The sequence below is a fragment of the Shewanella sp. 38A_GOM-205m genome (assembly GCF_000518445.1).
In the GTDB taxonomy this organism is placed as follows: Bacteria; Pseudomonadota; Gammaproteobacteria; order Enterobacterales; family Shewanellaceae; genus Shewanella; species Shewanella algae.
This window is the reverse complement of record NZ_JADP01000003.1, coordinates 258,449-281,239: the sequence shown is the minus strand read 5'-3', so window position 1 is coordinate 281,239 and position 22,791 is coordinate 258,449. Positions and strand designations below refer to the sequence as shown.

At 56.1% G+C, this 22,791-nt stretch carries 20 protein-coding genes; 13 read left to right on the top strand and 7 right to left on the bottom strand.

Annotated elements, in window-relative coordinates:
- Positions 1 to 45 precede the first annotated feature (45 nt).
- The 5 genes from N512_RS0104420 (at position 46) to N512_RS0104400 (ending at position 6,008) form a co-directional block, all read left to right on the top strand.
- Positions 46 to 3,294: an nSTAND1 domain-containing NTPase gene (locus N512_RS0104420; RefSeq protein WP_028779539.1), complete on the top strand. Its 3,249-nt coding sequence runs from the start codon at positions 46 to 48 to the stop codon at positions 3,292 to 3,294.
- Positions 3,295 to 3,317: 23 nt separating this feature from the next.
- Positions 3,318 to 3,674 (top strand): DP-EP family protein, encoded by a 357-nt coding sequence (locus N512_RS0104415; RefSeq protein ID WP_028779538.1) that lies wholly within the window; start codon positions 3,318 to 3,320, stop codon positions 3,672 to 3,674.
- 117 nt (positions 3,675 to 3,791) lie between these two features.
- A complete protein-coding gene (locus N512_RS23685; RefSeq protein WP_051472651.1) occupies positions 3,792 to 4,532 on the top strand; it encodes a DP-EP family protein in 741 nt (246 codons plus the stop codon).
- Positions 4,533 to 4,780: 248 nt separating this feature from the next.
- A complete protein-coding gene (locus N512_RS22240; protein WP_051472650.1) occupies positions 4,781 to 5,713 on the top strand; it encodes a sensor domain-containing diguanylate cyclase in 933 nt (310 codons plus the stop codon).
- A gap of 10 nt (positions 5,714 to 5,723) precedes the next feature.
- On the top strand, positions 5,724 to 6,008 hold the full coding sequence (locus tag N512_RS0104400) for a hypothetical protein (protein WP_028779536.1): 285 nt from the start codon (positions 5,724 to 5,726) through the stop codon (positions 6,006 to 6,008).
- On the opposite strand, the gene N512_RS22235 is transcribed toward N512_RS0104400, so the two are convergent.
- Both N512_RS22235 and N512_RS0104385 read right to left on the bottom strand, forming a co-directional pair.
- Positions 5,978 to 6,586, bottom strand: a complete 609-nt coding sequence (locus N512_RS22235; protein WP_037474210.1) for a histidine phosphatase family protein — start codon at positions 6,584 to 6,586, stop codon at positions 5,978 to 5,980. The two genes, N512_RS0104400 and N512_RS22235, sit on opposite strands and share 31 nt — an antisense overlap.
- A 1,379-nt stretch (positions 6,587 to 7,965) precedes the next feature.
- Positions 7,966 to 9,525 carry a POT-type proton-dependent oligopeptide transporter gene (locus N512_RS0104385; RefSeq protein ID WP_028779535.1) on the bottom strand — a complete coding sequence of 520 codons (1,560 nt, stop codon included), beginning with the start codon at positions 9,523 to 9,525 and terminating at the stop codon, positions 7,966 to 7,968.
- A gap of 237 nt (positions 9,526 to 9,762) precedes the next feature.
- Between N512_RS0104385 and N512_RS0104380 the strand changes: the two genes are divergently transcribed.
- The 3 genes from N512_RS0104380 to tsgA all read left to right on the top strand — a co-directional run bounded on the left by N512_RS0104380 (position 9,763) and on the right by tsgA (position 12,991).
- Positions 9,763 to 10,935, top strand: coding sequence for a DNA glycosylase AlkZ-like family protein (locus tag N512_RS0104380; protein ID WP_028779534.1), 1,173 nt, complete (start codon positions 9,763 to 9,765; stop codon positions 10,933 to 10,935).
- Between the two features lie 159 nt (positions 10,936 to 11,094).
- Positions 11,095 to 11,793 (top strand): purine-nucleoside phosphorylase, encoded by a 699-nt coding sequence (deoD, locus tag N512_RS0104375; protein WP_028779533.1) that lies wholly within the window; start codon positions 11,095 to 11,097, stop codon positions 11,791 to 11,793.
- A gap of 25 nt (positions 11,794 to 11,818) precedes the next feature.
- On the top strand, positions 11,819 to 12,991 hold the full coding sequence (tsgA, locus tag N512_RS0104370) for an MFS transporter TsgA (protein WP_028779532.1): 1,173 nt from the start codon (positions 11,819 to 11,821) through the stop codon (positions 12,989 to 12,991).
- A gap of 30 nt (positions 12,992 to 13,021) precedes the next feature.
- Here tsgA and N512_RS0104365 read toward each other — a convergent pair whose 3' ends face one another.
- Positions 13,022 to 13,705: a Crp/Fnr family transcriptional regulator gene (locus N512_RS0104365; protein WP_025011747.1), complete on the bottom strand. Its 684-nt coding sequence runs from the start codon at positions 13,703 to 13,705 to the stop codon at positions 13,022 to 13,024.
- A 157-nt stretch (positions 13,706 to 13,862) separates the two neighbouring features.
- On the opposite strand from N512_RS0104365, the gene N512_RS0104360 reads away from it, so the two are divergent.
- The 5 genes from N512_RS0104360 (at position 13,863) to mnmD (ending at position 18,493) form a co-directional block, all read left to right on the top strand.
- Entirely contained in the window at positions 13,863 to 14,267 is a 405-nt protein-coding gene (locus tag N512_RS0104360) for a hypothetical protein (RefSeq protein WP_028779531.1), read from the top strand.
- A gap of 104 nt (positions 14,268 to 14,371) precedes the next feature.
- Positions 14,372 to 16,417, top strand: coding sequence for a protein-disulfide reductase DsbD family protein (locus N512_RS0104355; protein WP_231473514.1), 2,046 nt, complete (start codon positions 14,372 to 14,374; stop codon positions 16,415 to 16,417).
- Entirely contained in the window at positions 16,414 to 16,941 is a 528-nt protein-coding gene (locus N512_RS0104350; RefSeq protein WP_028779529.1) for a protein disulfide oxidoreductase, read from the top strand. The genes N512_RS0104355 and N512_RS0104350 overlap by 4 nt, the downstream gene beginning before the upstream one ends.
- 11 nt (positions 16,942 to 16,952) lie before the next feature.
- Positions 16,953 to 17,690 (top strand): DsbA family protein, encoded by a 738-nt coding sequence (locus N512_RS0104340; protein ID WP_051472648.1) that lies wholly within the window; start codon positions 16,953 to 16,955, stop codon positions 17,688 to 17,690.
- A 92-nt stretch (positions 17,691 to 17,782) separates the two neighbouring features.
- Positions 17,783 to 18,493 (top strand): tRNA (5-methylaminomethyl-2-thiouridine)(34)-methyltransferase MnmD, encoded by a 711-nt coding sequence (mnmD, locus tag N512_RS0104335; protein WP_028779528.1) that lies wholly within the window; start codon positions 17,783 to 17,785, stop codon positions 18,491 to 18,493.
- Here mnmD and rarD read toward each other — a convergent pair.
- From rarD to fumC, 4 genes are all read right to left on the bottom strand, one after another.
- Complete coding sequence (rarD, locus tag N512_RS0104330) at positions 18,479 to 19,372, bottom strand: EamA family transporter RarD (RefSeq protein ID WP_028779527.1); 894 nt, start codon at positions 19,370 to 19,372, stop codon at positions 18,479 to 18,481. The genes mnmD and rarD overlap by 15 nt on opposite strands.
- An 85-nt stretch (positions 19,373 to 19,457) precedes the next feature.
- Complete coding sequence (locus tag N512_RS0104325; protein ID WP_028779526.1) at positions 19,458 to 20,018, bottom strand: GNAT family N-acetyltransferase; 561 nt, start codon at positions 20,016 to 20,018, stop codon at positions 19,458 to 19,460.
- Positions 20,019 to 20,687: 669 nt separating this feature from the next.
- Positions 20,688 to 21,236: a DUF2799 domain-containing protein gene (locus tag N512_RS0104315; protein ID WP_028779525.1), complete on the bottom strand. Its 549-nt coding sequence runs from the start codon at positions 21,234 to 21,236 to the stop codon at positions 20,688 to 20,690.
- Positions 21,237 to 21,336: 100 nt separating this feature from the next.
- Positions 21,337 to 22,728, bottom strand: coding sequence for a class II fumarate hydratase (gene fumC / locus N512_RS0104310; protein WP_028779524.1), 1,392 nt, complete (start codon positions 22,726 to 22,728; stop codon positions 21,337 to 21,339).
- Between the last annotated feature and the right edge of the window lie 63 nt (positions 22,729 to 22,791).

The window sequence follows — 22,791 nt, the reverse complement described above, 5'->3', positions numbered from 1 at the left end:
GTATACCGGGTAAGATGCGGTCAATCTCTTATCGCGGTAGGTTCCATGAGCGACAGCAGCTTCTTTTTGGGTGATTGGCAGGTCGATCCCGGCAGCAATAGTTTGCGGCTGGGAAAGCGCCTGCGGCAGTTGGAACCCAAAGCCATGGATGTGCTGCTGTATCTGTGTCGTCGCAGCGGCGAGGTAGTCAGCAGCGATGAGCTGCTGGATGCCTGTTGGCCCGGCAGCGACACGGGCGATAACCCGCTGCACAAGACCATCAATCAGCTGCGCCGGGCGCTGGATGACAAGGCCGGCGATCCTTCTTTCATCGAAACTATCCGCAAACGCGGCTATCGAGTTGTAGCCGATGTCCGTTTCCCCATCGGCCACGAAGCCAGTTTGCCTTCGCTGGCCTGGAGCCTGGGCTCACCATTTCCCGGGTTAAAACCCTTCAGCGCCGATTATGCCGGGGTGTTTTTCGGCCGCAGCGAACAGATCAACGCCTTACTGGAACGCATAGCCCGGCAGATTAAACATGGTCGCGGGTTTTGCTTGCTGCTTGGCCCCAGTGGCAGCGGTAAGTCATCGCTGATCAACGCAGGCATTTTGCCCAATCTGGCTTCGCCTCAGGGCTTTCACGGCATAGGCCTGGCCTGCTATTCGATACTGGATTTGGCCGATGTCGCCGAAGATCAACTGCTGCTGGAATTGGCCGCCGCCATGCTCGATTGGGAGCTGGACGATGCGCCGGTATTGGCCGGCTACAGCGCCGAAACGCTGGCTCATGCACTGGAACAGGATATCGACAGCCTCTGCGCCCAACTCTGCCAGGCGCTGCCGTCCCAAAGTTGGGAGAAGCCCAGGTTCGGCCTGTTTGTGGACCGTCTGGAAGTGCTGCTGTCTTCGCCGCGCTTCTCGGTCGCCGCCCGTGAGCAGGGGCTGGCGCTGCTCGACACCCTGGCGCGTTCCGGAGCCGTATTGCTGCTCAGCGCCTGTCGCAATGAGTTCTACCCTCAGGTGGTTGCCAGCCCCAGCTTGATGGCGGGCAAGGGCAATGGCGCCCATTTCGATCTCTTGCCGCCCAGCCGTCAGGAACTGCTGCAGATGATACGCTTGCCGGCCGCAGCCGCAGGCTTGAGTTGGGAATTTGACCCTGAATCGGCACTGGGCTTGGATGAGCTGCTGTGCCGTGAGGCCGCCAGTAACCCGGATGCTTTGCCCATGTTGCAGTATATGCTGCAGGCCCTGTATCTGCAGCGCAGTGACGACAACCAGTTGCAACTGGCGGTATATCACCGCCTGGGTGGGCTGGCCGGGGCTATAGGCCAGGCCGCCGAAGATGCCATCGCCTCCTTGTCGAGCTCGCAAAGGGCGGCCCTGCCGCGGGTGCTGTCGCTGTTGGTGACCCTCAGGGAAGATGAGCAGTCGGTCACCAGTCGCAGTGCCAGATATTCCGAATTGGCCACGGATGCCGAGCGCGCCTTGGTTCAGGCCTTGGTCGACAGTCGGCTGTTTGTCTCCCATCTGGAGGACAGCGAACCCGGTTTCAGCATAGCCCATGAAGCCTTGCTCAGACGTTGGTCCAGGGCCAGAGACTGGATAGATAGCCACAGGGAAGGGCTGGCGGCCAAGGCCAGGCTGTTCCATCAGGCCAGACGCTGGCAACAACAGCAGTGCAGCCGCGATTTTCTGCTGCCCCAGGGCAAGCCGCTGACCGAAGCGCTGGTGCTGAAAAACGATCCCCTGCTGGAGCTGGATCCTGTCAGCGAAAGCTATGTTGCCGCCTCCAGCGCCAGAGGGCAGCGTCAGCGGCGCCTCAAGGGCGCGACTTTCATGCTTTTATGCCTCTTGACCCTCATCTCGGTATTCATGAGTTATCGCAGCGTTGAAGCCGAGCAGCAGGCGCAGGCCAAGCGCCTGGCGGCCGAAGACTTGCTGGGCTTTATGGTGGGCGACTTTGCCGACAAGCTGCGCAGCATAGGCCGGATGGATCTGCTCGATGGTGTCAGCAACAAGGCGCTGGATTATTTTCGCGAGGCCGACGGCAGCCTGAGTGAGGCGGCGCTGTTTCGCCATGGCCAGACACTGGAAGCCATGGGCGAGGTGGCCTATTCCCGTGGCCGGGTGGATGAAGCGGAAAAGGCGCTGCTGGCCGCCAGAGACAAACTCTTGCCGCTGCTGTCCGGCAGTACAGATCAGCTGGAGCTGTTAAAGACCCTTGGCGCCAATGCCTTTTGGCTTGGGCAACTCAAGTATGACCAGAGCGATTGGCAGGGCACCCGCCCCTGGTTCGAGGCTTATCTGCAACACAGTCTGGCCATGTACCGACTGGCGCCGGACAACAGCGAAGCGCTGATGGAGCTCTCCTACGCCCACAATTCACTGGGGTCCTTATCGATGGAGCTGCAGGACTTCAGCAAGGCGCGCCAGGGCTTTGAAGAGTCGCTGCGGCTCAAGCTGATCGCGCTGGCCGAGTCGCCGGATGATCCCCAGCTCTTGGCCGATGTCGCCGATACCCGCTCCTGGCTCGCCAGTGCTGCCAGTGCAGATGGGGATATCTTGGCGGCGTTGACCATTCATCAACAAATCCTGGCTGAACTGGGAGGGGATGAACAGATTTCCGAGGCCTATTTGGCGGAGCGGCTGGTCGCCAATTTGAGGGTATATGTGGAGTTGCTGACTCGCATTGACAGACAAGATGAGGCATTTCGGACTGCAGCCTTTGCTTTTAAGGTTGCAGAGCAGGCATTGAAACAGGACCCGGAAAACATGCTTTGGCGTAGGGATGCTTACCACCTTCAGATATATATGCTTGCGTTAAAAACAGATACCTCGTACTCAGACATCAAACGGGAGTTGGTTGATCTTGAAAGTGAGATAAGGCAGGACAACATTTTGACTGAGCTATCCCGGCAAGAGTTGAGTGGATTGCTTTACTTGGCGGCGTCAAGACAACTTGAAAAAAATGGGAATTATGGTGCCGCGAGTGTTTATGTTACTCAGTCAATCTCAGCGTTTGAAAAGCTATTTGAAAGAAATCCGGAACAGGTTTCATACCTTGTAAAAATATCGGATGGGGAAATACTAAAGGCGAGCCTTTTAAAAGCATCAAACCCAACTGACATTATGGTTTCTGAGTATTGTCAGAAGGTTGCTACTCGTCTGAGTTCTTTTATCGAGAAAGATAAAAGACCAGGGTTTGTTATGCCTTACTTAAAATCGTTAGATTGTCTTGATGACCAAAAAACTGCTCGGCAGCTTTTTGCCGAGTTAAAAGCCCGTGGCTATCCTGAGCTGGATGGCTATCAGTAACCTGTACAACAAGGATGAAAGTTATGTCTGTACCCGTAAAAAATATCATTGTCACCATTACTCTGGATGATAACCGCGTGCCTCAGTTTGCCTATGAGCCGGACGGCCCAGTAGTGGTAGATGAACCCAACACTCATATTATCTATAAGCTGCAAGACAAGACAGATATGGATCTGGCCTTTGTCGGCGCTTCCTTCGATACTCCCTTCGACGGGATTATCGATGCAGTCAAGGCCGAGGCCCCGGACATGTTGATACTGATGGATACCAACTCTGTGGTAGGCGATACAGGCTTTAGGCTGATCCTCAGCAACAGTAGTAATACTCTGCTGGTTTCCAGTCAGGATCCTCAGGTCATTAATAGACCTAAATTACTTTGATCAAAAGATATCAATCCGGCTTGATTGTATTAACCTGGGTGGCTTCTGTCCCGGAGCTACCCAATCAGTTTTTCATCTCCACATAAGGCATATGGAGCGAATTGACATGGAGTCGTTATGCGTATTGCTTTGATGGCCAGCGCGTTGCTGGCAAGTTTTCCCCTGGCACTGAGTGCCGCTACTCAGGCCGAGATCGATCTGGCGATGGCACCGGTAAAGAGTGACGCCGAGTTGCAACTCTTGCTGGCCGAGCGTTCGCCGTTGGAGTCCTTGGGGCAGTCTTTACCCGCCTTTATCAATAGTTTGGTGTTTGACGAGCAGGGGTTGGTGAAGCTGGATCGCCGGCTGTTGCAACAACCACTGAGTGCTTCGGAAGTCTATCGGATCCTGGTGCTGTTTGGCTGGCAGTCACGGATGGCCGAGTTTGACCAGGCGGCGCAACTGAGCCAAATCGACAGCCTATTGTTGAGGCCGCGTTTACCTTACTGTGATGTCAGTGAGCCCGTGGTGCTGAGTGTTACTCTGGATAGCGCCCGGCAGGCGGGCTTTCACTATTCGCAGCAGGGCGTGGAGTGCAGTGGTGATGTGGTGGTCAGTGAACCTGCGGTGATCACCTACCAACTGTTGAACCTGGATAATTCTCCGGCCGGGCTGAAATTTGTCGGTGCCGCCTTCAGCAATCCCTTCGATGGTCATATCGATCGGGTCGAGGTCAGCGCCGATGGCCTGACGCTGCAGCTGTATGACCCTATGCGCAACCCAGGCACAGGCAAGTATCAATTCCTGTTCAGCAGTGAGGAATCGCCACTCTTGCTGGCCAGCCCGGATCCGGAGGTTATCAATAAACCGACCAACTGAGTTAACAGCTGAATCAGTTCTCCGGTCTTTAAAGACCGGAGTTTATTTGCCTTCTTCGAGTTTTGTTTTACCTATTTCCCCTCCGTGACTTCGTGTCAGTACTATTCTACTCAGCCGAAGATCTAAATTATTAACTATATTTTTCAATTAATTACATCGTAAGCTTATCAGAAGGTTTGCCTTGTACGTACGCGCTAGAGTTATCCCTGTCGAAATTGAACAACCCGCAGGTCGGGAGGGAGAACAGCATGGCAGGCCCCTACAGCAATGAAGCTGGTTTTAGTCAGTGTGAGTGTGACAGCGAGGCTCTGGCGACCCTGATTGAGTGCATGCAGCAACCTATGGTGCTGGCCGATGGTGAGGGCAAAGTGCTGGCGGTGAACTCTCCGGCAGCCGAGCTGCTGGGTGACCAGAGCGAAACCTTTACCGGTGAATTTTGGCATACCTGGTTGGCGGCCCCTTACCGTAGCCGCTACGCCAGCATGTTCAGCAGCCAATACGGTCGCCAGGTACCGCTGCAACATGGTCCCTGGGAGGTATTGCTCAGACGTGTCGATGGGGTCGAGCTGCCGGTGAATCTGTCGCTTTCCTTTATTCAGGGCTTGTTGCCGCTGTTTGTGATTGGTTTGCATGATCTCAGCGGCCATAGGGATGAGATTAAACGCCTGTCTACCTTGGCGGCGACCGACTATTTGACCGGACTGGCCAATCGCCGCACCTTTACCGAGACACTGGAACGCCAGTGGCAGCAGTGCGTCGATAAGCACAAGCCCATCAGCACCTTGATCATAGATGCCGACCATTTCAAACAGTTCAACGATCAGCATGGTCACCTGATGGGGGACGAATGCCTGAAATTGATGGCCAAGACCATAGCCGCGGCGTTGCCATCGCCCCTGTGTTTGGCGGCGCGTTTTGGCGGTGAGGAGTTCGCGCTGGTGTTGCCCGGATTCAACAGCGCCATGGCCTGGGTGGTGGCCGAGCAGATAGCCGAGGCCATTCGTAGCCTGGACTTTGTCAAATTGGGGCTGAGCCGTGAGGTTTGTGTCAGTGTCAGCCAGGGGATTGCCACTGAGATCAATGGCCAGTACCGCACGGCCGAGGCCATGCTCAGCGCGGCGGACACAGCCCTGTACCGGGCCAAGAGCGATGGCCGCGACAGGATCAAGTTATCCGCCTGAGGAGGAGAGGATGAACTGGTATGTGATGACGCTGATGCCCAGTGCCCGGGAGCGGGCCGACTGGTTTGTCGATATTCAGCTGCGGCGCTACAGCCATTCGCCGAAAAAAGCCGCCCTGAGACTGTGGAAGGGCTATTGCACCGAGCCTTTGGTCAGGCAACTGCTGAGCGATTTACAACAGATAGCCGCGGCTGAGGGGCAACTCCCGGCGGAAGAGCAGCGCTATTTGCAGGCCTTGTTGGGCCACTTCGACTGGTTGGCGAGTCAGCAACAGATGCGTTTGAGTCTCTCCTGAGCCTCACTGTGAAAGTGATAGAGGGCATCCTGAGGTTTGTCCTGACGCCAAAGTGCCTTGTTATCCAGGCCCAGCAACAGGGCGCGCAGGATAATCCCTGTCAGGCCGTGCGACACAAGGATCACCCGCTCCGGGGTTGCCGGATCGGTCAGCCAATGTGCCAGCCGCTGTTGCACCTGGGGTAGTGTTTCTGCGCCCGGGCCCTGCAGATACCAGTCATTGCGCCCGGCAAGCTCGGGTCTGGCGGCGTGGATATCGGCGACCCGGGTCTGCTCCCATTCACCTAAACCGCATTCAATCACCCTGGGCTCGGCGATAATGGCGCCGGGATCCCGGCAAAGCACCTCTGCCACCAGAGCCGCCGTTTCCATGGCCCTTCCCAGCGGGCTGGAAACCAACTGAAATTCTTGTTCAGGATTTCCTGCCGATTGCCGCAGCTGTTGTTGCAAGGCAACACCATAGGCCTTGGCCTGCGCCCTGCCGAGTTCGGTCAGCGGTGAGTTACAGTGTCCCTGCAGCTTACCGGCGGCATTAAACTCAGTCTGGCCGTGGCGTAGTATAAATATTTCCTTTGGCATGGCGATCAATTCCCGATACTGCTTAAACGGTTGGCTGCAAAAGAGGGTACTCCCCGGCTGCGGAAGGAGCAAGTTGGAGCTGAATACTAGTGGCACACTTGCCATGGGCTTCCTGTCCATCTGCACCGCAGGTGATGGGCAGCAGCTTAGCCAGCAGCTAAACCCAAGGTCATTGGTGTGTTTTTGCCTGAAGCCGTGATAGCCGCTGTACCAGCGGCCTAAGGTCGTGGAGCAAATGCATCCATGCACAAGGGCCAGTTCGCCATCCCTGGCTCTCGCTCGTAGCCGGTCGCTACGCGACACTCGCCGCCCCACACCCGAGGAAAGGGGGCTGTATCGACTCGCCCCCTTTCCAAACCCCCAGCGACCCGCGACGCAGCGGAAAACCCCTTGTGCTTATGATGCCAATTCGCTATCGCGCCAGACGCTCAGAGTCACATCCATGTGACTCTGGCCCAGCTCAACATCCTGTTTCGCGCTCGTTAGCTCGTCGCTAGGTGACACTCGCCCCTGATTCGACTGGCGCGGCTTCGGCATCCAGATCCTTCCATGGATAAAGGCCAGCTCGCCTTCCTTGGCTCGCGCTCATAAACACACTCGCCACTGGCGAGCATTCGCCCTCAGCCACGTTATTTGCGCCAACGACTTTCGGCGACACCGAGGGGGAAGTCGGTGCAATTCTTCCTCCAACGGTGTCGTATTTAGCTGCATATGTACGCCTAATTCCAGGCACAGGTGGAACTGTGACCGTCGAAAACAGGGACGTTTTCGTCGAGGCTACAGGGACGTATTCACGCCGAGTCACAGGAGCGCCTGTGCGAGAGCGCACCGCAGGTGATGGGCTGCAACTTAGTTGGCAGCTAAGACCAAGTTCATTGGTGAGTTTTGGCTTAAAGCCATGATAGCCGCTGTGCCAGCGGCCTAAAGTCGTGGAGCTTCGCCCCACACCCGACCAAGCGGGGATCAACAGCAATCCCCTCTTGGATCTCCCCTGCCGCCCCGCACGGTGTCGAAAGCCCCTCGGCCTAATGGCGCAAATCACTACCGCTTCAGACGCTCATCCCTGATTCGACTGTCGCTGCTTCGGCATCCATGCCTCAGCCACGTTATTTGCGCCAACGGCTTTCGGCGACACCGAGGGGGAAGTCGGTGCAATTCTTCCTCCAACGGTGTCGTATTTAGCTGCAGATGTACGCCTATTTCCCAGGCACAGGATTGTCTGTGTAAAAGGTTGTTCTTGGCGCCGCCGCTATCGGGGGAGGGAATAACTTGGTTTCCGGCGGTTTTTTTCATCAGCAATGAAAAAGACCCAACTCACGTTGGGTCTTTGGGGATTTTAAATCAACGAGGTTTTGCCGCTCAGGTTGGCGGCAAACGCCTTAACCCTGTTGCGGTTCCACTTCCCGATAATGATCCTGCATGGTGTAAGAGCGGGCGTAGAGCGCAAACACCAAGGCGGCCAGCAGGGCGAAGCCGGCGAAGAAGAACATCTGGAAGGCGGTGACACTCAGGCCGGTTTCGGCAATCTGATTGGTCACGGCATCGCTCTTGACGCTGGCGTTGGCCAATAGCACCCAGAGATTGCCCACAGTGACCGAGAGGGTCCAGAAACTCATGATGCTGCCTTTCATCGACTTGGGTGCCTGGCTGTAGGCAAATTCCAATCCGGTGGCAGAAACCAGTACTTCACCGAAAGTCAGCAGTGCATAAGGCAGTACTTGCCAGGTGATGGACATGGGGGTGCCGCCATCCATCATCAGCTGAATGCTGCCTATCACTATCCAGGAAAGGCCGGAGAAGGCGATACCTGCGCCCATTTTACGCAGGGCATTGAGGCGCACGCCGCTGCGCTCCAGCATGGGGTAGAGCACAAAGTTATTGAAGGGGATCAGCAGCATAACCAGCAGTGGGTTGAGTGCTTGCATCATGGCCGGCTCAAACCAGTCCGGCTTGACCATGTCGTTGGCCTGTAAAATCCAGGTAGAAGCCTTTTGATCGAACAGCGACCAGAAGGGAGTGACCAGAGCAAACAGGATTAAGATGCGGAATACGGCGCGCACACCGTCCACTGCTTCGAGCGGGTGTTGATTGCGGGCTCGCTCAAGCTGCATGGAGGCGCCTATGCCGACAAAACCCATCAAGAGCACCATTGCCAGACACAAGGCGGTCACCACTCCCAGGCTGTTGTATTGGGTGAGGGAAAACAGCGCCAGCAGTATGCCTATGGCACTCAGCAGCAAACCTGTATTGGCCTTGCCGGGTACGGGAGTGAAGATGGCGCTCTTGAGCACCGGCAGGAAACCGTGTGGATCTTTGGGCTCGGGTTGCTGGTGGACATAACGTTTACGGCCGCCCCAGAAAAATACCGTGGCGATAAACATCAATACCCCCGGGATACCGAAGGCCACTGAAGGGCCAAAGAATTTCAGCAGCAGCGGCATCGACAGCGAGGCGAAGAAGGAGCCGAAGTTGATGGTGAAATAGAACATGTCGAAGGCTTTTTGCGCCAACGACTTATTGCTCTGATCGAACTGATCGCCCATGAAAGAGGATACCAGCGGTTTGATGCCGCCCGACCCCAGGGCTATCAGAAACAGGCCCGAGTAGAAGCCGGTTTTGCTGGTTTCGAAAATCGCCAGGAAGGCATGGCCAATCACATAGACTATGCTGAGCCACAAAATGGTGTGGTATTTACCGAAGAAACGGTCGGCCAGCCAGCCCCCCAGGAGAGGGAAGAAATACACCCCGATCACAAAGGAGTGGAACACATCTTTGGCTTCGCCCTGACGCAGTTCTTCCGGCACAGACAGCAGCAGAGCGGTCATCAGGAAGGGAGTCAGAATATTGCGCATGCCGTAAAAACTGAAGCGCTCGCAGGCTTCACTGGCAATGATAAAGGGGATCTGCCGCGGCCAGCGTGCAGAGGAAGGTGAGCTCATAATGTACCTTGGTTATTGTCGATTCTAATAAAGGTTGCAGCTATATGCGCATAATCCGGCTTTCCATTCAACTCCGGCCATGAACAAAACCGTTTTTTTTGTGAACTGAAGTGCAAATTTGCGTCGAAAGCCATGAAAAGGGCAAACTGATTACTCGCATTGGCAGCGGCATTGAGCTGTCATCATAGCGCCACGTTAAACCAAGGCTATCGGGAGCCAGGCACCATGGATACACCCTTGTATGGACCATTGACCATCGATGAATGGCTCAGGCTCAACCTGCAGCGCCAGGGCTTGTTGCAACCGGCGGCATCGGCGGCGGCCGTGATCCGTCAGCTGGGCTATGTGCAGATAGATTCCATTAATGTGGTCGAGCGGGCCCATCACCATGTGCTGCACAGCCGGTTGCCAGGTTATCACCCCGAGCATCTGCAACAGGCTATTGCCGCTAAAGAGGTGTTCGAGTACTGGGCTCACGCCGCGGCCTATCTGCCTATGAGTGACTACAGGTACAGCCTGCAACGCAAACGGCAACTGAGCCAAGGGGATAAACACTGGTTTGAACCGGACGAGCCCTTGATGCGGGAAGTGCTTGCCAGAGTGCGCGCCGAGGGGCCGCTCAAGGCCAGTGATTTTGAACACCCAAGTGATCAACGTGGCAGTTGGTGGGACTGGAAACCGGCCAAGAAGGCGCTGGAACAGCTGTTTATGCGCGGCGAGTTAATGGTGGTGCGGCGCGAGCGGTTTCAAAAGGTTTATGATTTGGCTGAGCGAGTACTGCCGCCGGGCATAGATACCCGGGTGCCCGACGATGAGGAGTTTGGCCTGTATCTGGTGAACCGCTTTCTCAATGCCAACGGTTTTGGCTCAGAGGCTCAGTTTGCCTATCTGCGTAAAGGCATGCGGCCGGTTATCAAGCGGGTGTTGGCCCAGGGGCTGGAGGCCGGCGAACTGCAGCAATTTAAGGTCGATGGTCAGCAGTATTTCTGCCCGGCAGAGCTGAGTGCGGCGCCCATGATCCCGGAGCGGGTCTGGCTGCTTAATCCCTTCGATAACCTGGTTATTCAACGTAACCGCTTAAAGCAATGGTTTGGCTTTGACTATCAACTGGAAGTGTACCTGCCGCAGGAAAAGCGAATCTACGGCTACTACAGCCTGGCCATCCTCTGGCGCCAGCAGTTTATCGGCCGGGTCGATGTCAAGGCCGACCGGCCGCGCCAATGTCTGCTGTTGCAAAACCTGGTGTTGGAGCCTGAGTATGCCAATCGGCCTTTGGATGATGTGTTGCTGGCCGAACTCGCCAGGGCCATTGCCGACTATGCCCGTTTCAATGCCTGTGAACGCTGGAAACTGGTGCGCAGCAATCACAAGGGGTTGAAGCAGCTCTGGCGCCGTTTGCAAAGTTTATAGTGCCGACTCGGCTCTGTGCCTGCCTCACAATGGCCCTGTAGTTGGCGGAGAGGAGTGTGGCATTTTGGTAAACAAATACCCTGCAAGCGGACTTTTGTCCTCAAGGCTTTTTTGGCGCCGCCGGTAGACTCGGGTCAGTTTTTATCCGAGGAACAGCTTATGACAGCACATATCAACGCCGCCAAAGGCGATTTTTCCAAGACAGTTATCATGCCCGGCGATCCTTTGCGGGCCAAATACATTGCCGAGCACTTTCTCGAGGATGCCCGTGAGGTGACTTCGGTGCGCAATATGCTGGGTTATACCGGCAGCTGGCAGGGTAAACCGGTTTCCGTAATGGGCCACGGCATGGGGATCCCCTCCATGGTGCTCTATGGTCATGAGCTGATCAACGACTTCGGGGTTGAGCGCATCATTCGGGTGGGCAGCCTGGGGGCGACCCAGCGTCAGGTGCAGATGCGTGATGTGATCCTGGCTCAGGCGGCGGGGACAGATTCAGTCACCAACGCCAAGCGCAGCGCAGGTTATCATATGCCGACTTCGGCCAGCTTCCCGCTGCTGCTCAAGGCCTGGGAACAGGCCAAGGCCCAGGGGCTGAATGTCAGGGTGGGCAATGTGTTCAGCGGCGATCTCTACTATGACCCGGATGAAGATCTGATCCCGGCGCTGGAGCGCTTCGGCATTCTGGGGATAGATATGGAAGTGGCCGGTCTCTACGGCCTGGCGCAGCAGTTCGGCATCGAGGCCTTGGCGATTCTGACCGTATCGGATCACTGCCTCACAGGTGAAGAAACCAGTGCCGAAGAGCGCCAGCTGTCGTTTAACCAGATGATCTCGCTGGCGCTGGCCGTGGCCTAACCTATGTGTCGATGGATGATAAAAAATGAATAATAAAATCACACTGACGGCCATCAGTTTTCTGGCCAACTTTATCATGGCGGGTTTCGCCTCTCAGTTCGGTATGTTGATAGAGCCGATAGCCACCCGCTTCGGAGCCGATGTCAACGATGTGGCTTCAATCTTCTCACTGCTGAACGGCGGCGCCCTAGCGGGCACTGTTGTGGCCTTTTTGTTGATTGAAAAGGTCGGTATCAAGCCGATGACACTGCTGAGCTATGCCGTTATCTTCCTGTCGGCGCTGGCGCTGCATTTTGGCTCTTCGTTGACCGTGGTTATGGTGGCCATGACGCTGGTGGGTTTGTGCGGCGGCATCGGCCTGTGTATCGCTGGTACTCTGGTGGTGTCCCTGTGGCAGGAGCGAATCCAGTCCACCATGCTGGTGGTGCAGGATGCCACCTTTAACGTGGCCGGGGTGGTGTTTCCGTTGATCACCACTTATGCCCTAACGCACTCCATGGCCTGGAGTTACAGCTATCTGGCGGTAGGCCTGGTGGCCCTGCTGACTCTGGCACTGGCGGCCTTCACCTCATTCAGCCGGGTGCAGGGCCAGGGGAAACAGGCGCAGTCCGCTCAGCGTTCCGAGTGGAACTTCGGTATTATCAGCGGCGGTCTGGGGCTGTTTCTGGGCATGCTGGCGCTCTATACCTTCCTCACCTGGGCGCCTATGTTTGTGAAGCAGAAGTTTGATATTCCGTTTGAAGAGGCGGGCAATATCATCACCCAGTACTGGTCGGCGGCGTTGGTGGGCGCCTTGATCTCAACCCTGATAGTGACCCGGATGCAGATCCGCCACTTCCTGCTGATGATCATCTCATTGGCACTGCTGCTCACCAGTTGGATTGTCAGCAGTGGCGATCTGGAAACCCTGGGATACCTGACCTATGGCTACGGCTTTGTCTGCGCCGCGCTCTATAACGCCTTTATCGCCTATGGGGTTTCCTTTGTGAAACAAGCCAGTAGCCGCAATGTGTCCTTCATTCTGATCAGCGGCAGTGCCGGTGCCATGTTTAGCCCGGCGATCAGCTCGATGGCGGAAAAGATAGTGGGCTTGCAGACCGTCATGTACGCCATTCCTGTGCTCTACGGGGTGATCTTGCTGATGCTGCTGGTGTCCAATTTTGGCTTTAAGCGTCAGGCCGAGGCGGCGGTGGCCTGAGCCTGAATATCTTTTCAGCGAATAGGGGAGCTAAAGCTCCCCTTGTTCGACAAAAGCCTGCAGCGCCTTGAGATCCATTATCTCCAGCTTGCCCTTGCTGCGCCGAACCAACCCGGCATCTTCCAGCGATTGTATCGCCCGGCGGTAAACCCTGGCGGTAGTGCCGAAACGCTCGGCCTCCAGATAGCCCTTGTTGAACCCAGATACCGGCAGATCGTCCAGCTGTTGGTGGTAGAGGTCGTAGGCAATGTTGTAGCTGATGGGGTAGAGCATTCGCCGGGTGAAGATGTCCACTGTGTCCTGATAATCTATGGCGATGGCACTGGCGAAAAACAGCGCCAGCCTGGGGTGCTCACCCAGGGCTTGTTGCAGCTTGTCGGCGGGAATAATGCCGCAGGTCAGGGTGGTTTCTGCCAGAATATCCAACTGACAGGGATATTGGGTGAAAAACTCCATTTCACCGAATAGCTGCGAGTCGCATTTCAGTGTGCCGAGTTGAAAGTTGCGGCCGTTGCGGGCGCTGTAGCTCATGGCGATTTTGCCACTGGGCACCAGTACCAGTTGATTCAGCTTCTGTCCCTGTTGCATCAAGGCCTCTCCCGGCGCAAAGCGGCGCTGCTCGCTGACGCAGCTGAGCAATACTCGCTCCACCAGAGGGTAGTCTGATTGCCACTCCTGGGAGTATCTGCCTTGGGTAAGAGGTTTAAGCTGCATCTTGGGGTCGCAAACTGTGGCTTGGTGGGTTTGATTATCCTGCCAATAGCGCAGATGGCAAGCAAGGATTGGTTGCAGCAGCAGTTTCAGGATTGACCTTTGTCACCAATCATGGAACCCTATCGGCATTCTTAAACCATACAGAGCAAAGTGCAGCATGGGGTTTTCACTCGGTGTGAACCGCTTCTCCCTCAGAGACAGGGCGCTGGTGTCATTGATCATCAGTCTGCTGGTGATTCTGCTCTGTTTTGGTCAGCAGCTTTCGCTGTTTGGTTCCTGCCCACTCAAGGCCCAGCATCAGTTGACGCAAATCGGCGTTGATACTGCGCCGACCCACGCCAATGATGCGGGCAAGGCGCAGCTCAATGAAGAGCCCTGCCATCTGTCTTCCCATATGCTGAATCTGCAACCTGTGGTACTGCAACTGGGACTCACGGCTCTGTTGCTGTTTCTGCTGTTGCTCAACTGGCTCGGCAGTACCCGACCTTTCAGTGTTTATCTCTCCCACCCCATAGTCCCCAAACGAAGGCGACACTCAGTGTTGTGCGTGTATCTGGAATGAAAACATCCTGAACTCTTGCCGGCTAACACCGGGTTCTGATGTTTTGTTTTGGAGCTAATTTCATGTATTTAAAAAGAATATGGCATGCCTTCGCGGTATGTTTGATGCTGCTCAGCCAAGTAGTCTTGGCAGAGCCGCTGAGCAGTGGCTGGCTCAAGCACCCGGATCATCCTCCGGTTAAGGTGCAACTGACGCTGGCCGATGTCGATGCCGGCCAAGTCGGTGAACTCAACGCCCTGCTGGATGTGGCCCTGAGCGGCGACTGGAAAACCTACTGGCGCGCGCCGGGGGAAGGCGGGATCCCGCCGACCCTGGACTGGTCCGCCTCGGAGAATATTGCCGCGGTCGACTGGCACTGGCCCTTGCCGCAGCGCTATGTGTTGCAGGGTATAGAAACTCTGGGTTACAAGGGAGATACCCTGTTTCCACTGACTATTCGCCTCAAGGATCCCGGGCAGCCGTTTCGGCTCAAAGGCACCCTGACCCTGTCTTCCTGCACCAATGTCTGTGTGTTGACCGATTACCCTGTGGAGCTTGGCGGTCAGGCCGCCGGGCTTAAGGCCGATGATGGCTTTTTGCACCAGTGGGGCGAGGCGATGGCCAAGGTGCCACAGGGCGATGGTGGCGCGGTATTGCAGTCGATTGTCTGGGATGAAAAACAGCAGTTGCTGCAACTGGCCATAGAGGCCGCGAGCCCCTGGCAACAGGCAGATCTGTTTCTGTTCGGCGAGGATGAGACAGTCAGCGAGCTAATCTTCTCCCGGCCGCAGATCCAGACAGATGGCAAACGGCTGACCGCCACTTTCGGGGTTAAACACTGGCTGGGAACGCCGGATCTGGAGGGCAAGCTGCTGCTTATTAATCTGGCCGACACACACCTTTCGGCCGAACTGAGCGGTGCCATCGCCACAGGTCATGTTGCCAAGCCGCAGCCAAGCCTGCCGCTGTGGAGCCTGTTTCTGATGGCGCTGGCCGGTGGCCTTATTCTCAACATCATGCCTTGCGTATTGCCTGTGCTGGGCATGAAGGTGCACGGGGTCATGATGAGCAGCCAGGGCAGTCGCAGTCAGGTTCGCGGCCATTTTATGGCTTCGGCACTGGGTATTTTGCTGTCCTTCTGGTTGATTGCCGCCGGTCTTAGCCTGCTGAAGTTGTCCGGTCAGTCGCTGGGCTGGGGGATACAGTTCCAGCAGCCCTGGTTTATCGGTTTTATGGTGCTGCTGACCTGGGGCTTCGGCCTCAACCTGCTGGGGGTGTTTGAAATCAACCTGCCTTCCAAGTGGCAAACCCGTCTGGCCGGTGCCGGTGATGATTCGCGCCTCGGCCACCTGTTGCAGGGGATGCTGGCCACGCTGCTGGCTACGCCATGTACCGCGCCGTTTCTCGGTACTGCGGTGGCCTTCGCCCTCGGCGCCGACTATCCCATGCTGTTTGCCCTTTTCAGCGCCATGGGGCTGGGAATGGCCTTGCCCTGGCTGATGTTGGCGTTGTGGCCGGCGTTGGCGCAGCGTTTACCCAAGCCCGGGCGCTGGATGAGTTGGGTCAAGCCTGTGTTCGCGCTGATGATGCTGGCAACCTGTCTCTGGCTGCTGAGTCTGCTGCAAAGCTTCTTCTCCGTTGCGGTCATCTTGGGGCTGGGCGCCTTGATGTTGTTGCTGACACTGGGGCTGCTGGGCAAGCGTTACGGCACTCAGGTAATGGTGTATGCCATTGGCGGCAGTTTTCTGTTTGCCAGCCTGGCGCTGGGGGTTGGTTATCTGACTAGGGATGCCTGGGTTAGCCCTTTGCCTTCGGATCACCACTGGCAACCGCTGAATTTGGTGCAGCTCAAACAGGCAGTCGATGAGGGCAAGACAGTGTTTGTCGATGTCACGGCCGACTGGTGCATTACCTGTCAGGCCAACAAGGTGGGGGTGCTGCTGCAAAACCCTGTCTATGATGCCCTCGGCGATGACAGAGTGCTGCTAATGCGCGGTGACTGGACCAAACCCAGCGAGGAAATTACCGCCTACCTCAAGGCCAATGGCCGCTTTGGAGTGCCTTTTAATCAGGTCTATGGCCCGGGAACCCCCGCCGGTAACCCATTACCGGTAATTCTCAGCAGCGATGGAGTATTGGCGGCCTTGGCCGAAGCGGAGAGCAGACAATGACCCAGGAAAATAAACCGGCCCACAAGGGGCTTCAATGGCTCAAGACCCTGCTCGGTTATGGGTTATTCATTCTGGTGGTGAGTGTTGCCCTCGATGCCTTTCGCAGCCGTGAGATGCCGGAAACCCTGCCGCTGCAAACGGTTCAGAGCCTGGCCGGCAGTCAGCTGGATATTGCCGCCATGAGTATGGAACGCCCGGTCATTCTGTACTACTGGGCCAGCTGGTGTGGCGTCTGTCCCTTGGTGTCCGGCACTGTAGATGGTTTCAGTGACAGTGAGCAGGTGGTGACCGTGGCGCTGCAGTCGGGCAATAACACCCAGGTTAAGCAGTACCTGCAAAACAAGGGCTACGGCTTTGAGGTGGTCAATGACCCCAGCGGCGCCTTGGCGCGCTCCCTTGGCGTATCGGCGACACCGACGCTTTTGTTTATCTATCAGGGCGAAATCCGCAGCAGCACCACAGGAGTCACCAGTTGGCCGGGGATCTGGCTGCGACTCTGGCTGACAAAAATGAATTTAATTTGAGGAATAACAAGATGAAGTATTGGATAGTATTGAGTGCCTGGCTGCTGGCGGCCAGCGGCAGTTTACAGGCGGCCGAGCAGAAGCTGAGCCAACAAGAGGAACAGCAACTGGGGCAGATCCGCAGCATTTTGCTCAAGCATCCGGAGATCATTCCCGGCGTGCTCGGCAGCATAGAGTCTTATGTGGAGCAGCGACAGTTGCAGCAGCAAGCGCTGGCCAAGCACAAGGACTGGCTGTTCAACAACCCGCAGATGCCGACCATGGGCAGCAGCAAGCCTGAGTTGCAACTGGTGGTGTTTACCGACTACAACTGCCCCTACTGTAAGCGGATGGAACTGGAATTTGCCAAGCTTTTAAAGGAGTTCCCAAACTTACAGGTGGTCAATGTGTTTGTACCATTGAGGCAGATAAAGGCCCAGGGCACTGAGCTTTCTTCCGGCGCCTTTGCCCTCGAGGTTTGGCAGCAGGATCGCAAGGATTTCCCCCGGGTACATGAACTCTTGATGGCCAAGAATGGCATGCACACAGGGAACTCACTGCAGCAGGTCGCCAAGGCCACGGGCACAGAACAATACCTCAAGCCCAGCTCGAGCGCCGACGAGTTGATGCATACCAATGTGAGAGTCTTCTCTGAACTGGGCTTTGGCGGCACGCCGACTCTGCTCATAGGTGATGAAGTGATCCCCGGCTATATCGACTATGCCACCCTCAAGGCCGTGGTGCAGCAGGTGCTGGAGCGCCAAGGGTAATTGGCTTGCGGCAGTTATCGCCTTTCTGGGATAATTGCCCGTCGCCGGGGCGCTCGCCCCGGCTTTCCCCGCACAGATGATTAAGAGTCGAGATGAAACACGTAAGCCTGCAGCTGACCGAAGATGGGTCACACACTCTATTTAATGCCGAGCTCAATGAGACCTACCACTCCCACAAGGGGGCGTTGGCCGAATCCCGTTATGTGTTTATCCACGCCGGGCTCGAGCAGGTGTTGCAGGACTTTGACCATCTGGCGATTCTGGAAGTGGGCTTTGGTACCGGGCTCAATGCCCTCATGACCCTGGGTAAGGTACTGGAACTGACAAAGGCGCGTCAGCACAGTGGCTTGGCGCCGCTGCCGGTGCGCTATGTCACCATAGAGCCTTATCCCTTGTCCGCCGAGCTGATTGAAGGGCTGAACTACAAGGGCATGCTGCCCGACTGGTATGCGCCGCTGTTCGATGCCTTGCACGCCGCTCCCTGGGATCAGGATGTGGAAGTCATGCCGGGTTTTGTGCTGCGTAAGGTCAAGGGCAAGCTTGAGCAGCTCGAGTGGCAGGGCGAACCCTTCAACTTGGTGTATTACGATGCCTTCGCCCCCAGTAAGCAGCCGGATGTATGGGCGCTGGATAACTTCAAAAAGTGTTATGGGTTGCTGGAGCAGGGCGGCTTATTGGTGTCTTACTGCGCCAATGGCCAGTTCAAGCGAGATCTCAAGGCCGCCGGTTTTCAGGTAAAAGCTTACCCGGGAGCTCTTGGCAAGCGCGAGATGACCCGCGCCTGGAAGTTAGACCCGCTTTAAGCTGCGACGCAGCCCGGGCAAGGCCTCCAGCGAGCACAGCAGCAGCCCGGCCCAGATGAGGGAGAAACTCACCAGTTTCACCTCATCAAACACCTCTCCAAAGATGACCACCGCCAGCAAAAATTGCAGGCTGGGCTCAATGTATTGCAGCAAACCCACCATGGACAGACTCGTGTATCTCAGCGCTAGGCTGAATAGGATCAGCGGCGCCAGCGTCACGGGCGCCGAACCGATATAGAGCATAATGCCTTCGCTGCCGCCAACCAGTGCGGCGCTTTGCTCTGTGGCCAGCAGATAACAGAGGTAGCCCAAAGCAAAGGGAGTCAGCAGCAGTGCTTCCAGAGTAACCGAGGTGAAGGAGTCAAAGCGGATAAACTTTTTCAGCAGCCCGTAGAGGGCAAAAAAGCTGCCCATCACCAAAGACAACCAGGGCAGGCTGCCATATTGATATACCTGCCAGCCAATACCGGCAATGGCCAGCACCACGGCGGCCAGTTGCGCCTTGCTCAGCTTGTCGCCGAGGAACAGTACCCCCAGAGCGATGGCAAACAGAGGGTTAATAAAGAATCCCAGGCTGGCCGCCAGTACCTGACCATGGGTCAGGGCCCAGGTGAAGCTGACCCAGGAGATACACATGATAAGCCCGGCGGCAAAGCACAGCAGCAATGAGCGTTTATCGCGCCACAGCGCGCCAAAGGCTGGTAATGGTCGTCTCAACAGGACAAAGACCAGCAGCATAAAGGGCACAGACCAGATGACCCTGAAGGCCAGCAACTCGAAGATGGCCGCATCCGGCAGCAATTGATAGTAGAGGGGTAATATTCCCCAAAGCACGAAAGAGAAGGCCGCCAGAGCGTTTCCCTTGAGAGAGCTGGACATGATTTTCACCGAAACAACACAATACTCGGATATGGCGGTTATTCTGGCATGGCCCTTATAAAAGGGAAGTGAATTAACTCACTGTTTAAAAAATCTTTTCATTCTGTTTAAACCAGTGACGGCGCTGGAGTTGCATTTCCAGTAACTCAGCATCAGAAGCGGGAAAATCATTCGTTTCCGTTGTCGCCAGCTGGCCTCGGGCCACTATCTCAAACCCCAGAGCCTGATAGCAGCGGCGGGCCGCGAGATTGTCATGGAACACAGCTAGGCTTAGATGCGTAACCTTGGGATCGGCAAAGGCGCGCTCTATACCCTGGCGCATTAATTCCCGCCCCAGCCCCTTGCCTCTATGCTTGGGGGAGCAGATCACCCGGCATAGCCGGATCTCATCGGGTTTTCTGGCCAGCAGTTCCAGATAGCCCAGCAGCGAGTCGCTGTCCAGGCTAGCTTGGTCACTGGCTTCGACTCTTGTCAGCGCCAAAGGAGCGAGGTTTGCCTGGGCTTGATGTTGCTGTAGCTTTGGTGGTGACAGCGGCCAACCCAGCCCTGGGCCTGCCCAGCGCAGACAAGCCTCTGCCGACTCTATCCAGGAGAGCAACAAACCGGCCCATTGCGGCTGAAAGGGTTGCAATATGCAGTCGGACATTGCGCGTTTCCTCCTTTGAGTTCAACTTGCCAAGTTAACCCAGGGATGGGGGAAGTGCCAGAACTGTTGGCACCAGAAAGGGGTTGTGCAGCTGGCGCTGCGGTTATCAGGGCTTCCAGCTAAAAGTATCTAAGCTAGTATTGCCCGAGCTTCCGGCAACGGTGTAACCAATCACCTGCGGTGCGCTTTTCGCACAGGCGATCCTGTGACTCGCTGCGAGTACATCCCTGTAAGCTCTGCCTCGCCATCCCTGGCTCGGAAGGTCACAGTTCCGCCTGTGCCTGGAAAATAGGCGTATGTCTGCAGCTCAAAACAACTCTATGTGGGAAGAGTTGCACCAATTCCCCCTTCGGAGCCGCCGCTGGCGTTGTTGCAAATTGGCGTAGCCGAGACAGGGATGTCGAGGCTCGAAGGTCGAGCTGGCCGTTATGCATGGATGCACTTGCTCCACGACTTTAGGCCGCTGGCACTGCGGCTATCATGGTTTTGAGCCCAAACCACCAATGAACTAGGTTTTAGCTGCTAGCTAAGCTGCAGCCCATCACTTGCGGTGCAGGAACGAAATTAGGACCTATTTCGACGGTCACAGTTTTATCTGGGGCTGAAAACAGGCGCACAGATTAAACTCATGAGTTTTGGCGCTGGATAGCTTGATATCGAAGGCGAGCCTCAGAATTGCCATCTGAACTGCACATCCGGTACATGAAGATACCTGAGCTCGTTCACCAGGTTATCTTTTTCATTCAGCAGCTGTTTTTTCTTCTCCAGGGTGCTGGCCTTGTCTGTCATGGACACCAGCTTCTGATCCAGATCGCGGATTTGATAGTCTATCTGACGCAGACGGCTGCGGATCTCATCGGCGCGTTTATTGAGCTGGTATTGGCGGTAGCCGGCATTGTACTGTTCGACAAAGGCGTTACTGGAGCAGACCCCGGCATAGCCTTCACCCGCCAGACCGACACGGTAACCATTTTCCGGCTGACAGTAATTTTGCAGTCCCTTTAGATAGCCTTCGCGCCAATCGCTATGATTGACCCGGATACCGAACTCGGCACAATCCTCGGCATAATCATTGATTCTGCTGGCATGAGCGCCATTGTTGCCATCCTGAAGCCCCAGGGAAAACCAATCTGAGTTTTGGCATTGGTTGAGGTCGAGTGAACTGCATTGGGTCAGCATGAGCGCGCTCAGTGCCAACAAGATATTTTGGTATTTCATTCTGTAAATTACTGCGTATCAGTTGAAAATGCCGACCATATGGCGGTGAATCGGCATAATACAGCGATTAGCTCTAATGCAGATACGTTTTAATGCAAATTTACAGTTTAACCTCGAAAGGGCCCAACATGTTCGCCGGATTGACCCAAGTATCAAACTCGGCCTCTGTCACCAGTCCTGACTCCAACGCAGCTTGCCTCAGACTAATGCCTCTTTGGTGGGCGTCCTTGGCGATTTGGGCAGCCTTGGCATAGCCTATGTGAGGATTGAGGCTGGTGACCAGCATCAAGGAGCGCTGCAACTGCTTGGCGATCATCTGGCGGTTGGGTTCCAGCCCCGAAGCGCAGCGCTCATCGAAGCTCAGACAGGCATCACCCAGCAATTCGGCGCTTTGCAGCAGATTGGCGGCGATGAGCGGCCGAAAGACATTGAGCTGAAATTGGCCGTTGCTGGCACCTATGCTGACGGCGAGATCGTTGCCCATCACCTGAGCCGCCACCATGGTCAACGCCTCGCACTGAGTCGGGTTAACCTTGCCTGGCATCATGCTGGAGCCGGGTTCGTTGGCAGGCAACTGCAGTTCCCCTATACCGCAACGGGGGCCGCTGGCGAGCATGCGAACATCATTGCCTATCTTCATCAGGCTGACCGCCAGGCGCTTGAAGGCGCCGCTGAGTTCCACCATGGCATCGCTGGCACTCAGTGCCTCGAACTTGTTGGCCGCGCTGACAAACTGCTCACCACTGAATGACGATATCAATTCGGCGGCTCGCTCGGCATAACCAGCGGGAGAATTGAGCCCAGTACCCACGGCTGTGCCGCCAAGAGCCAATTCACGGCAGTTTGCCAACGCCTGCTCTATGGCGCCTATGCCTTTATCCAACTGAGTCACCCAGGCACTGATCTCCTGTCCCAGTGTCAGTGGGGTGGCATCCATAAAGTGGGTGCGGCCGGTCTTGGTAATATCGGCGAACTGTTGTGACTTGCGTTTAAGGGTATCGCGCAGTGCACCTATGGCCGGCAGTGTGTGCCTGCAGGTCTTGAGCACTACAGCGATATGCATGGCGCTGGGGAAGGTATCATTGCTGCTCTGGCTGCGATTGACATCATCGTTCGGGCTCAGGCTGATGGCCTTATTTGCCAGAGCCATGCCTCGATTGGCTATCACCTCGTTGAGGTTCATATTGGTTTGGGTGCCGCTGCCGGTCTGCCAAATGACCAGTGGAAAGTGCTGCTCCAGTTGGCCCGCCAAGATTTCATCGCAAACTCTGGCGATGATCGCAGCCTTGTCCTTGGGCAGTTGCCCAAGCTCGGCATTGGTCTGGGCTGCGGCTTTTTTCAACAGGGCGAAGGCGTGGATGATGGCCTTTGGCATACTCGCTTGCGGGCCTATGGGGAAGTTTTCCAGACTGCGCTGGGTCTGGGCGCCCCAGTATTTGTCTGCCTCTACCTTGACCTCGCCCAGGGTGTCTTGCTCAATCCGATATTGCATTGCCGCCTCCTGTCGTCTGTTGCCGTCCTCAGCATAGCATGGCCTTTGGGTCTCTCCTGAAAT

Excerpts from the sequence above, each read along its gene's own strand:
- N512_RS0104315 (WP_028779525.1), bottom strand. The coding sequence starts at position 21,236 with ATGAAATACCAAAATATCTTGTTGGCACTGAGCGCGCTCATGCTGACC.
- N512_RS0104350 (WP_028779529.1), top strand. The coding sequence starts at position 16,414 with ATGACCCAGGAAAATAAACCGGCCCACAAGGGGCTTCAATGGCTCAAG.
- N512_RS23685 (WP_051472651.1), top strand. The coding sequence starts at position 3,792 with ATGCGTATTGCTTTGATGGCCAGCGCGTTGCTGGCAAGTTTTCCCCTG.
- N512_RS0104340 (WP_051472648.1), top strand. The coding sequence starts at position 16,953 with ATGAAGTATTGGATAGTATTGAGTGCCTGGCTGCTGGCGGCCAGCGGC.
- N512_RS0104420 (WP_028779539.1), top strand. The coding sequence starts at position 46 with ATGAGCGACAGCAGCTTCTTTTTGGGTGATTGGCAGGTCGATCCCGGC.
- tsgA (WP_028779532.1), top strand. The coding sequence starts at position 11,819 with ATGAATAATAAAATCACACTGACGGCCATCAGTTTTCTGGCCAACTTT.
- N512_RS0104360 (WP_028779531.1), top strand. The coding sequence starts at position 13,863 with ATGGGGTTTTCACTCGGTGTGAACCGCTTCTCCCTCAGAGACAGGGCG.
- N512_RS0104400 (WP_028779536.1), top strand. The coding sequence starts at position 5,724 with ATGAACTGGTATGTGATGACGCTGATGCCCAGTGCCCGGGAGCGGGCC.
- deoD (WP_028779533.1), top strand. The coding sequence starts at position 11,095 with ATGACAGCACATATCAACGCCGCCAAAGGCGATTTTTCCAAGACAGTT.
- N512_RS0104385 (WP_028779535.1), bottom strand. The coding sequence starts at position 9,525 with ATGAGCTCACCTTCCTCTGCACGCTGGCCGCGGCAGATCCCCTTTATC.
- N512_RS0104365 (WP_025011747.1), bottom strand. The coding sequence starts at position 13,705 with ATGCAGCTTAAACCTCTTACCCAAGGCAGATACTCCCAGGAGTGGCAA.
- N512_RS0104325 (WP_028779526.1), bottom strand. The coding sequence starts at position 20,018 with ATGTCCGACTGCATATTGCAACCCTTTCAGCCGCAATGGGCCGGTTTG.
- rarD (WP_028779527.1), bottom strand. The coding sequence starts at position 19,372 with ATGTCCAGCTCTCTCAAGGGAAACGCTCTGGCGGCCTTCTCTTTCGTG.
- fumC (WP_028779524.1), bottom strand. The coding sequence starts at position 22,728 with ATGCAATATCGGATTGAGCAAGACACCCTGGGCGAGGTCAAGGTAGAG.
- mnmD (WP_028779528.1), top strand. The coding sequence starts at position 17,783 with ATGAAACACGTAAGCCTGCAGCTGACCGAAGATGGGTCACACACTCTA.
- N512_RS0104355 (WP_231473514.1), top strand. The coding sequence starts at position 14,372 with ATGCTGCTCAGCCAAGTAGTCTTGGCAGAGCCGCTGAGCAGTGGCTGG.
- N512_RS22235 (WP_037474210.1), bottom strand. The coding sequence starts at position 6,586 with ATGCCAAAGGAAATATTTATACTACGCCACGGCCAGACTGAGTTTAAT.
- N512_RS22240 (WP_051472650.1), top strand. The coding sequence starts at position 4,781 with ATGGCAGGCCCCTACAGCAATGAAGCTGGTTTTAGTCAGTGTGAGTGT.
- N512_RS0104415 (WP_028779538.1), top strand. The coding sequence starts at position 3,318 with ATGTCTGTACCCGTAAAAAATATCATTGTCACCATTACTCTGGATGAT.